The 10,216-nt window shown below is 71.4% G+C and carries 7 protein-coding genes; all 7 read right to left on the reverse strand.

Going from position 1 to position 10,216, the window contains the following annotated elements:
* Positions 1-66: 66 nt before the first annotated feature.
* Entirely contained in the window at positions 67-1,110 is a 1,044-nt protein-coding gene (locus ACFWI9_RS14025; protein ID WP_387161726.1) for an ABC transporter ATP-binding protein, read from the reverse strand.
* Entirely contained in the window at positions 1,107-2,129 is a 1,023-nt protein-coding gene (locus ACFWI9_RS14030) for an ABC transporter ATP-binding protein (RefSeq protein ID WP_387161727.1), read from the reverse strand. Before ACFWI9_RS14030 ends, ACFWI9_RS14025 begins: the two co-directional genes overlap by 4 nt.
* On the reverse strand, positions 2,129-3,115 hold the full coding sequence (locus ACFWI9_RS14035) for an ABC transporter permease (protein ID WP_387161729.1): 987 nt from the start codon (positions 3,113-3,115) through the stop codon (positions 2,129-2,131). Before ACFWI9_RS14035 ends, ACFWI9_RS14030 begins: the two co-directional genes overlap by 1 nt.
* Complete coding sequence (locus tag ACFWI9_RS14040) at positions 3,112-4,077, reverse strand: ABC transporter permease (protein WP_387161731.1); 966 nt, start codon at positions 4,075-4,077, stop codon at positions 3,112-3,114. The genes ACFWI9_RS14035 and ACFWI9_RS14040 overlap by 4 nt, the downstream gene beginning before the upstream one ends.
* 14 nt (positions 4,078-4,091) lie before the next feature.
* Positions 4,092-5,855, reverse strand: coding sequence for an ABC transporter substrate-binding protein (locus ACFWI9_RS14045; RefSeq protein ID WP_387161733.1), 1,764 nt, complete (start codon positions 5,853-5,855; stop codon positions 4,092-4,094).
* Between the two features lie 300 nt (positions 5,856-6,155).
* Positions 6,156-8,321 (reverse strand): hypothetical protein, encoded by a 2,166-nt coding sequence (locus ACFWI9_RS14050; protein WP_387161735.1) that lies wholly within the window; start codon positions 8,319-8,321, stop codon positions 6,156-6,158.
* 242 nt (positions 8,322-8,563) lie between these two features.
* Positions 8,564-9,967, reverse strand: coding sequence for an 8-oxoguanine deaminase (locus ACFWI9_RS14055; RefSeq protein ID WP_387161736.1), 1,404 nt, complete (start codon positions 9,965-9,967; stop codon positions 8,564-8,566).
* Positions 9,968-10,216: the final 249 nt, after the last annotated feature.

The raw sequence follows: 10,216 nt of genomic DNA on the forward strand, positions 1-10,216 counted from the left end.
GAGCAGTGTGCTCCCGGGGGCGGCACCGGCATGTCCGGTCCGCGTCACCGGCGACGATGCGGGGAGTCAGTCGCCCGGGAAGTGGCAGGCGACCTCCCTGTCCTCCCCCGGCTGCCGTCCAGGCTGCTGCCCGGAGTGCTGCCCAGGGGCGCCGATCCGCAGCAGTGGCCGCTCGGTGCGGCAGACCGCCTCCGCCTTCGGGCAGCGGGGATGGAAGGCGCAGCCGGGCGGTGGCGCAGCCGGGCTCGGCGGGTCGCCGGCCAGGGTGATGCGTTCCCGCTGCCGTTCGGCCACCGGGTCCGGCAGCGGTACGGCGGACAGCAGCGCCCGTGTGTAGGGGTGCAGGGGGCGGCCGTACACCGCGTGCTTGTCGCCGATCTCCACGATCCGCCCGAGGTACATCACCGCGACCCGGTCGCACACCCGCTTGACCACGGAGAGGTCATGGGCGATGAAGACATAGGCGAGGTCCAGCTCGTGGCGCAGCCGCTCCATCAGATTGACGATCTGCGCCTGGACCGAGACATCGAGGGCGGAGACCGGTTCGTCGGCGACCAGCAGCCTGGGGCTGGTGGCCAGGGAGCGGGCGATGCCGATCCGCTGGGCCTGGCCGCCGGAGAACTCGTGCGGATAGCGGTCGAGCTGCTCCGGGATCAGCCCGACGAGGTCCATGAGCTCCGTTGCCCGCCGCCGGGCGTCGTTCCGGGTCCAGCCCTGCACGAGGAGCGGGTCGGCGATGATCCTGGCCACGGTCTGCCGGGGGTTGAGGGAGGAGTGCGGGTCCTGGAACACCATCTGGATGTTCCGCCGCAGGGGTCGCATTTCCCCTGCGGACAGATGGCTGATGTCGCCGCCGTCGAAGTGGACGGATCCGGCCGTCGGCTCCAGGAGCCGGACGATCAGACGGCCCGTGGTGGACTTCCCGCAGCCCGACTCACCGACCAGGCCCAGGCTTTCGCCCGCCGCGAGGTCGAAGCTCACCCCGTCGACCGCCTTGATCGGGGCGCCCCGGCGGCCGGTGCGTCCGCGTCTGCCGGGGAAGGACTTGCCGAGGTCGCGTACGGACAGGAGCGCGGGCGCGGGCGTCGCCGTCACCTTCGCCGTGGTCATCGGGCTTCCTCCTTGACCGGTGCGGCGAGATGGCACGCCGCCACATGTGCGCCGCTCCCCGTGGGACCGAGCGGGACGAAGGCGGGGCGGTCGGTGGTGCAGCGCAGCCGCTGCCGCTCGTCGGCCGACGAGTGGAGCGCGCAGCGCGGTGCGAACGCACAGCCCGGCGTCCGGCCGACGAGAGAGGGAGGGCTGCCCGGGATCGACCGCAGGGGTGCGTCCTCGGGGTCGTCCAGCCGCGGCAGCGAGTCCAGCAGCCCACGGGTGTAGGGGTGGGCGGGCCGCTCGAACAGCGTGTCCACAGGTGCCTGTTCGGCGCCCCGGCCTCCGTACATCACCAGTACCTCGTGGGCGACCCGGGCGATCACCCCGAGATCATGCGTGATCATGATGACGCCGAGGCCACGCTCTTCCTGTACCCGTACGATCAGTTCGAGGATCTGCGCCTGCACCGTCACGTCCAGGGCGGTCGTCGGTTCGTCGGCGATGAGCAGGTCGGGCTCGCAGGCCAGTGCCATGGCGATCATGGCGCGCTGGCGCATACCACCGGAGAACTGGTGCGGGTACTCCCCCGCCCTGCGGGCGGGTTCGGGGATGCCCACCTCGCCGAGCATGTCGACAGCACGGCGTCGGGCGGCGGCCCGGCCGCTGCGGAAGTGGACGCGGTGGTGCTCCGCTATCTGCTCACCGACCGTGTACGAGGGGTGGAGGCTGGACAGCGGGTCCTGGAAGATCATCGCCATCCGACGTCCGCGCAGCCGGGCCAGTTGCCTCTCCGGCAGTCCCGTCAGTTCGCGGCCCTCGAACCGGATCGATCCCGAGACCTCCGCCGCCGCGCTCCGGTGCAGGCCCATCACCGCGAGCGATGTGACCGACTTGCCCGAGCCGGACTCGCCGACGATGCCGAGGGTGCGGCCCGCTGCCACGGTGAAGCCGAGTGAGTCCACGGCGCGCACGGGGCCGGCGGGGGTGCTGAACGTGACCTGGAGGTCGCGTACTTCGAGAAGGGCGGCGGCCATCAGTACCTCACTCTCGGGTCGGCCACGGCGTACAGCAGATCGACCAGCAGATTGGCGACCACGATGAAGAAGGCGGCCAGCAGGGTCACCCCGAGCACCACGGGCTGGTCGGCGCTGACGAGCGCTCCGTAGAACAAGCGCCCCACGCCGGGGAGTCCGAAGATGGACTCGGTGATGACCGCCCCGGCGAGCAGTCCGCCGAGGTCCATGCCGAAGAGGGTGAGGATCGGCGTCATCCCGGAGCGCAGCCCGTGCTTGACCACCACGGTGCGTTCGGGCAGGCCCTTGGCTCTGGCGGTGCGGATGTACGGCTCCGCCATCGCCTCGATCATCGAACCCCGGCTCTGGCGCGCGTACATGGCCGCGTACAGCAGCGCGAGAGCCGTCCAGGGCAGCAGCAGGTTGGCCGCCCAGCCCAGCGGATCGGTGGTGAACTCCTGGTAGGCGGGGTAGGGCAGCAGTCCAGCCACCCGGATCACTCCGTAGATCAGCATGACCGCGGTGAAGTAGACCGGCAGGGACGCGGCGGCGACCGCGCCGACCATCAGGGTGCGGTCGGTCAGGGTGTCCTTGCGCAGGGCGGCGGCGACACCGGCGCCGAGTCCGAGCAGCAGCCACAGCGCGGCGGCGCCGACGGCCAGGGACACGGAGACGGGGAGGCGGTCCACGAGCAGGTCCCAGACGGGGAGGGAGTTCTCGTAGGAGTAGCCGAGGCAGGGGAAGTCGCAGGGGACGGCGTACGGGCCGGTGCCCAGGGTGCGCCCGGCGAACAGCCCGCTGAGGAAGCCGGTGAACTGCCGCCACAGCGGCTGGTCGAGGCCCAGGTGGTGGCGCACGGCCGCCAGCCGTTCCGGGCTGCATGTCTTGCCGCAGGCGGCCGCCGCCGGATCCGCGGGCAGGACGTAGAAGATGACGAAGGTGGCGGCGGTGATGGCGAGCAGCACAGCGGCCACGGCGGCGAGGCGGCGCACGAGGTAGAGGGTCATCCGCGGGCGCCTCTCGGATCGAGGACGTCCCGCAGCGCGTCGCCGAGCAGGGTGAAGGCGAGCACGGCGAGGAAGAGGAAGCTGCTCGGGATGAGGAAGTAGGCCGGGTCCGTCTCGTAGTAGGCGACGCTCTCGGCGATCATCTGGCCCCAGGAAGGGGTGGGCGGCCGGACACCGACACCGAGGTAGCTGAGGGCGGCCTCGGTGCTGATCATCCCGGGCACGAGCAGGGTCGTGTACGCGATCACGGGGCCGGAGACGCCGGGCAGGATGTCGCGGCTGAGGATCCGCCAGGGCCCTGAGCCGGCGACACGGGCGGCGTCCACGTATTCGCGGTGTTTGAGGGAGAGGGTCTGGCCGCGAACGACACGGGCGATACCGGGCCAGCCGAACAGCCCGATGACCGCTGTCATCAGCACGATCCGGTTGACGTCCTTGGCCACCGACATCACGGCGATCATGAAGATGAGGGAGGGGAAGGACATGGTGAGGTCCATGAGCCTGCTGAGGACGGCGTCGGTGCGTCCGCCGAAGTAGCCCGCCACGATGCCCGCGGTGGTGCCCAGGATCACCACGACGGCGGTGGCCGTGAAGGCGATGAGCAGGGAGACCCGGGCACCGTGCACCACCCGGGCGAACAGGTCGCGGCCGGTGCCCGGTTCGACACCGAGCCAGTGGTCTGGGCTGATCCCGCCGAAGGAGCCGATGGGAAGGCCGCCGAGGTAGGGGTCGACGGCGTTCTTGTCGAAGGCGTCGGGGCTCCATCCGCCGAGGGCGCTCAGCCAGGGGGCGGTGAGGGCCATGAAGGCGAAGAGGACGACGACGGCGAGGCTGATACGGACGGAAGTGCGGCGCCACAGTTCCCTGCGGGCGCGGTGCCAGGGACTGCTGCCCGAGTAGGTGGCTGCGGTTGCCGCGTCCGGGGCGGCGACGGGCCCGGACGCGGAGACGGATGCGGTCATCGGGGAGCGCTCCCTCAACCCTGGCTCTTCGACGGGTCCTTGAGGCCGACCGTCGCATAGTCGAGCTGGCCGGCCCACACGGGGTGGCCGAACGCTCCCGCGATATTCGTCCCGACGAGGAGAGGCTTGCGCTCCAGCAGCAGGGGCACGGCCGGGGACTTGGCGAGGATCGCCGTGTCCAGCTCGGCCCAGGCACGGCCCGCCGCCATGGCGTCCGGCATGGCGTTGATCTCGTCGATGCGCCGCATGGTGGGCTTGTCCCGGAACTGCGCGTAGTTGCCGGAGTTGCCCTTCTCCTTGATGGTGCGGCCGTCGAAGAGGAAGGGCAGGAAGGTGGAGCCCGACGGGTAGTCCGGGCACCAGCCGGCCAGGACCATGTCCGGCGCGCCACGGGTGTCTCCGATGATGTCGTAGTAGGCGCCCGGGTCGACGGTGTCGACGGTGACGTCCACCCCGGCACGGGACAGCCCCTGCTGGAGCGCTTCGGCCTTGGTCTTGTCACCCGTCGAGACGGTGAGGCTGGCTGTGAAACCGCTTTCCCGGCCGGCTGCCTTGAGCAGCGCCTTCGCCTTGCCGGGGTCTCCCGCGGGCGGGACGCGCAGGGTGTCGGCCTGCTTTCCCCCGGTCAGGGCGGGTGGCAGATAGGCGGTGGCGATGTCGTTCAGCGCCGGCCCGCCGCCCGCGGTGAGCACGGCTTCCTTGTCCACGGCGTACTGCATGGCCTCGCGGACCCCGGGGTCGTTGAAGGGGGGCCGGGAGGTGTTGAGTTGGAGCATCTCGGTGCAGCCCTGGGACTCGGCGAGCAGCCGCTGCCGGACAGCGGGCCTGCCGAGCACCTTGGGCACACTCTCGGGTCGCAGATCGGACCAGGAGACGGCGGAGGCGTCGGGGCCGCTGCTCGCGATGATCCGGTCGTCTATCTGCCCGCCCTTCAGTCCCATCAGCACCACGAACCGGTCCGGATAGGCCTTGCGCACCGGGTCGGTCCTCGGGTCCCAGTGTCCGTTGCGGACCAGGACCAGTTTCTTGTCGCGGTCGTACGACTCGATCTTGTAGGGGCCTGAGGAGAAGGGTCGCGCGTCGTACTGGGCGCCCTTCTCGCGTGCCCTCGGTACCGGGGCGAAGGTGGGCAGGGTCGCGGTGTACGCGAAGTCGGCCACCGGACGGGCGAGTTCGAACACGATCGTGCGCGGATCCGGGGTCTTGACCGAGTCGAGGTGCTCGCCCGTGAGCGGACCGGTGTAGCCCTCGGTCCCGGCGAGGTAGCGGGCAGCGTAGTCCGGGCCCCCGGTGAGGTCGGGCGAGAAGGAGCGTTCGACGTTGTACTTGATGTCCTGGGCGGTGATGGGCGAGCCGTCCTCGTATCTCAGCCCCGCCTTGAGCGTGAAAGTCCACGTTCTGCCGCCGTTGGAGGGCCGGCCGAGGTCGGTGGCCAGGTCGGGGACGATCCGGCTGCCCCCGGTGCCGGGCTCGGCGGCGAAGGTGACCAGGGTGCGGTAGAGCAGGCGGGTGCCGAAGTCCATCGTCGGCATGACCCAGTTGCGGGCCGGATCCAGGTGGGCGAAGTCCTGGTTGGACAGAATCGTCAGGGTGCCGCCCTTGGCCGGAGTGCCGCCGAGGATCTTTCCTTCGTTGGCCGCGGCGGGATTCCCGCTGCGGTCACCGTTCGCCTTCCGCAGGGCGTCTGTGTCCGTCGTGGAGCAGCCTGAGGTGCCGACGATCACCGCGAGTGCGGCCAAGAGGGCAGTGGTGAGGCCGGGTTGAGTGCGCTTGGGCATGAGGGGTCACTTCCGGTGAGAGCATCACGCGCGACATGTGACCTGTAAAATAGTAATGTGAAATTGCACTGACAAGACATCGGCTCGATGTTTCCGAGCCGTGACTCAACAGCGAGTTGACCGGCTCCGCACGCAATCTCATCCCCTGGCACGGTGGTTGAAGCGTCCGGACTGCGGGAAAGGCCCGTACCGTCGTCGCCGACCTTGTCGCGCCGCTGCCACACGGTCATCAGGCGGTGTGGCAGCGCGCCGATCAGCTCCCGGCGCACTGCCGGTGCCGGCTCCCGATCCGGGTCGGGCTCAGGCCCGGCGACGCGACGCCTTCTTGCGCTTCTTCACGCGCCTGCGCGGATCCCCACGGTCCAGCGAAGCCCTGGTCTCCTTCAGCACGTGGGCGGCCGGGTCCGTCACCGCGCTGTCCGGGTGGCGGGTGCGCAGGTCGTCCAGGATGGTCAGGGCCCGGTCCGGGTCGGCGGCGGCGAGTACGGGGATCAGGTCGGCCGGGCCGCCCGGCCAGACGGCTGCGGCGCTGTCGAAGGCGTCGAGCAGGGCACGCGGTGGGCTTTGGGGGGTGCCTTCCCGCCGCGTCGCCTCGATGTCGTCCATGAAGTCCCCGTGCGAGGCGGCCTCGAGCTCGCCGAGCAGCAACGCGGCCCGGGCGGTCGGGGGAACCTGGCCCTCGGGCGCCTCTTCACCGCGTGCGAGCAGCACCCGGCGGACATGGCCGCCGATCAACGGGTCGGCGAGAGCCGCCTTGAGCGGTGCCACGGGGATGGCAGCACAGTCGAGACGCTTGAGGACCCTGGCGAAGGCACCGCTGGGGACGGATGTCGGCACGGCTGCGAGGAGTTCGCTCCACAGCGCGTCCTCGCCGCCGCGCGCCGCCGTCCAGTCCCCCAGGACGCGGGCGGCGATCTGCGGGGGCCAGGCCTCCACGGCCGCGACACACCGCGCCGCGTCCCACTCCAGGACCGTGTGGGCCTCCGGTACGGCGACATGTCCCACCGACAGTGTGTGGCGTACGACGGCGCTGCCGAGCGGGGTGAGACCGAAGGCGTCACCCGTGCGGAAGACGCATCCGGTCGCGGCGAGCCGGTCGACCAGGTCCGCGAGGGCACGGGCCAGGCTGTCGAGGTCGGCGCGGTCGCTCTCGGTCAGCCCACTGACGCCGGTCAGTTCGCCGAGTTCTGCTGGGGTCGGGGTGGTGTACGTCGCGGGCGCCGTCTCCGGGACCGCCAGGGGCTCGTCCTCCAGTGCCGGGTCGTACGACCACTCCATGTGACCGGCCGCCTTGCGGGCCACGGAGTCGGGTGTGCCGCCGCGTTCGTAGAGCGTGTAGAGGATGTGCGCGGCGTCGAGGGCGTATTCGTCGTCGGGGTCGGCGTCGGCCGCGACGCGCTCCACGACCGCTGCCAGGATGTCGGCACCCAGCTCGACCAGCTCCGCCGGTGTCCCCGCGTTCCAGACCACGCCGCCCTGGCCGGGAAAGCCGCACTGCTCGGCCAGTTCGTGTACGTCCTCGTCCGACGCGGCGAGCGACGCGGGCAGCGGGGCGGCGTGCAGCAGGGCCCTGATCTCCTCGGGCTGGGGCAGTGCGGCCGGTGGGGGCAGTGGGACGTCGGATGCGCCGTAGTAGTCGAGGTGGTCGTCGAGGAACCGGTCGGCGAGCACGGCGTGGGGCAGCGCCTCAGGGCCCGGTGCGAGGTGCTGGTAGCGGCCGGTGAGGGCCTCGTTCAGCCCGGCGGCGGTCCAGCGATCACTCAACTCGCCTGCCAGGGACTCCAGTTCGCCCGCCAGCGCGTCCTCGGGCCGGTCGGCGGCCAGTGCCGTCGACGCGGGCAGCAGCGGACCGGTCGCCGAGGGCCCTTCGACGTCGTGGGCGAAGGCCTCCAGCAGGGCCTCGGTGAGCCGGGCGCGGGTGGCGAAGGTGGCGGTGGTGACATCGGCGCGGTGCAGCGACGCCGGCAGCATGGGCCGGTCCGCGTGCGGTGTCGCGTCGAGTTCGGCGAGCCAGGCCTGTACGGCTCCGGCGTCACCGGTGTCGATGCCGTCCGCGCGCAGCAGCGAGGCGTACCAGCGCGACCAGGTGAGGTTGAGCGGCTCGCTCATGGCCTGCGCGAACTCCGGTGCGAGCTCATCGACCGCCGCGATCAGTCGAGCCTGTCGCTTGGCGTTCAGCCGGCCTGCCGCGCGGACCCGGTCGGCGAGGGCGGTGATGATGCCGGGTACGGCGGCGAGCTCATCGGCGTCCGCCTCCAGCACCAGCGGCAGGTCCTCCAGCAGGACGCCGCGCAGCAGCTCGGGAGTCGGCTCGGGTACGCCCGCCCTGCGATCCGCGCCGCGCAGGGCGAGCAGCGCCAGCACGGCGTCCGTGGGGCGCGCGGGCAGGTCCGCTCCCCTCTCCTGCCTCGCCCAGGCGAGGAGGTCGTCAAGGCCGGTGTTCAGGGCGGTACGGGTACTCGTCACCCCGCGCAGCGTAGGGGCGTCCGGCGCGACCCGCCCGCGCTGCCGCGTGCGGATACTCCCATCGAGTGATGGGGTATCAGCAGCGACACCGCCGGGAAGCGCGCACACTCGGTACACACTGCCCGGCGGCGGCCGGCCGTGAACCTCGCTCGGGTTCACGGCGCCCGGACGAGGGCCGTCCCCCTCGTCCGGGTGACCGGGGTGACCGGGCGGCCAGGTGGTGGCCGGACCGGCCGGAGCCGTCAGGCTCCCGCGGCAATCCGCGCCAGCCGCTGGGCCTCCGCACGCGTGGAGCGGGCGATGGCGTCCTCGTCGGCGTGCACCAGGCGGCCGTTCTCGACCACGGGCCTGCCGTTCACGAGCGACAGGGTGACCGGCGCCGCCGCGCCGAACACGAGGGCCGTCACCGGGTCGGCGATGGAGGCGTGGGCCAGGGTGTCCAGTTTCCAGAGCACCAGGTCGGCCAGCTTGCCGGGCTCGAGCGAGCCGATCTGCCCGGCGCGGCCGAGCACCCGCGCGCCACCGTGGGTGCCGAGGCGCAGCGCCTGGCGGGCGTTGAGCGCGGCTTCCCGGTGCACCGTGCTGAGCCGGTTGATCAGCAGGGCGTTGCGCAGTTCGGTGTGCAGTTCGCCCGACTCGTTGGACGCGGTGCCGTCGACGCCGAGTCCGACCGGGACCCCGGCGGCGAGCATGTCCGGTACGCGGGCGATTCCGGCTGCGAGCCGGGCGTTGGACGACGGGCAGTGTGCGACACCTGTGCGGGTGCGCGCGAAGGCCGCGATGTCGGAGTCGTTCATATGGACGCAGTGGGCCATCCACACGTCCTCACCGAGCCAGCCGGTCGACTCGAAGTAGTCGGTGGGTCCCATGCCGAACAGCTCGTGGCAGAACTGCTCCTCCTCCACCGTCTCGCTGCCGTGGGTGTGCAGACGTACGCCCTTGCGGCGGGCCAACTCGGCGCCCTGCTTGAGCAGTTCGGTGGACACGGAGAAGGGAGAGCAGGGTGCGACGGCGATCTGCGTCATCGCGTCGAAGGAGGCGTCGTGGTGCTTGTCGATGGTCTCCTCGGTGGCGGCGAGCGCCCCTTCGAGGGTCTCAACGGCAAAGTCCGGGGGCAGCCCGCCGTCCTTCTCGCTGCGGTCCATGGAGCCGCGGGCGAGGGTGAAGCGGACGCCCATGTCGGAGGCGGCGCTGATGATCGCGCCGGAGAGGTCGCCGGAGCCCTTGGGGAAGACGTAGTGGTGGTCCATGGCGGTGGTGACACCACCGCGCGCCATCATCGCCAGCGAGCCCTGGGCGGCTGAGTGCGCCATCGGCTCGTCGATCCTGGCCCAGGTCGGGTAGAGCGCGACCAGCCAGTTGAACAGGTTGTGGTCGGTGGCCAGGCCCCGGGTGATCCACTGGTAGAAGTGGTGGTGGGTGTTGACCAGGCCGGGGGTGACGAGGTGCCCGGTGCCGTCGATACGGCGGACCACGTTCTCCAGGTCATCGGGGGCCCTGCCCGCTCCGACGGACTCGATCCGGTTGCCCGCGACAACCACATGGCCGTCGGCGTACTCGGTGTCGCCGGCGTCGACGGTCGCGATCGCGCAGTTCTCGATGACGATCCGTTCGACCGCGTGGTCAGGGGCTGCCGATGCTGCCATGGGGCTACTTCCTCGTGCTTTCGGTGGCGGAGCGGGCACGGCAGGGCCCAGGGGATTTGAGTGCCGGAGCGGGCCGCTCTGCCGCGTGGCCGGTGGTGCTCCGGGTGCCGAGTTCATGGAGTTGGGGAAACCCTGGAGGTTCTGCCGGGGGGGGCGGCGGCCCGCGCCCCCGGCCGGCGCGCCCCCCGCCCACAACACACCCTGCGGTGTAGAGAGCACCTGAGTGACAGCGGGCGCCCCCCCCCCCGC

This window comes from Streptomyces sp. NPDC127084 (genome assembly GCF_042724175.1).
Classification (GTDB): domain Bacteria; phylum Actinomycetota; class Actinomycetes; order Streptomycetales; family Streptomycetaceae; genus Streptomyces.

Excerpts from the sequence above, each read along its gene's own strand:
- ACFWI9_RS14025 (WP_387161726.1), bottom strand. The coding sequence starts at position 1,110 with ATGACCACGGCGAAGGTGACGGCGACGCCCGCGCCCGCGCTCCTGTCC.
- ACFWI9_RS14030 (WP_387161727.1), bottom strand. The coding sequence starts at position 2,129 with ATGGCCGCCGCCCTTCTCGAAGTACGCGACCTCCAGGTCACGTTCAGC.
- ACFWI9_RS14035 (WP_387161729.1), bottom strand. The coding sequence starts at position 3,115 with ATGACCCTCTACCTCGTGCGCCGCCTCGCCGCCGTGGCCGCTGTGCTG.
- ACFWI9_RS14040 (WP_387161731.1), bottom strand. The coding sequence starts at position 4,077 with ATGACCGCATCCGTCTCCGCGTCCGGGCCCGTCGCCGCCCCGGACGCG.
- ACFWI9_RS14045 (WP_387161733.1), bottom strand. The coding sequence starts at position 5,855 with ATGCCCAAGCGCACTCAACCCGGCCTCACCACTGCCCTCTTGGCCGCA.
- ACFWI9_RS14055 (WP_387161736.1), bottom strand. The coding sequence starts at position 9,967 with ATGGCAGCATCGGCAGCCCCTGACCACGCGGTCGAACGGATCGTCATC.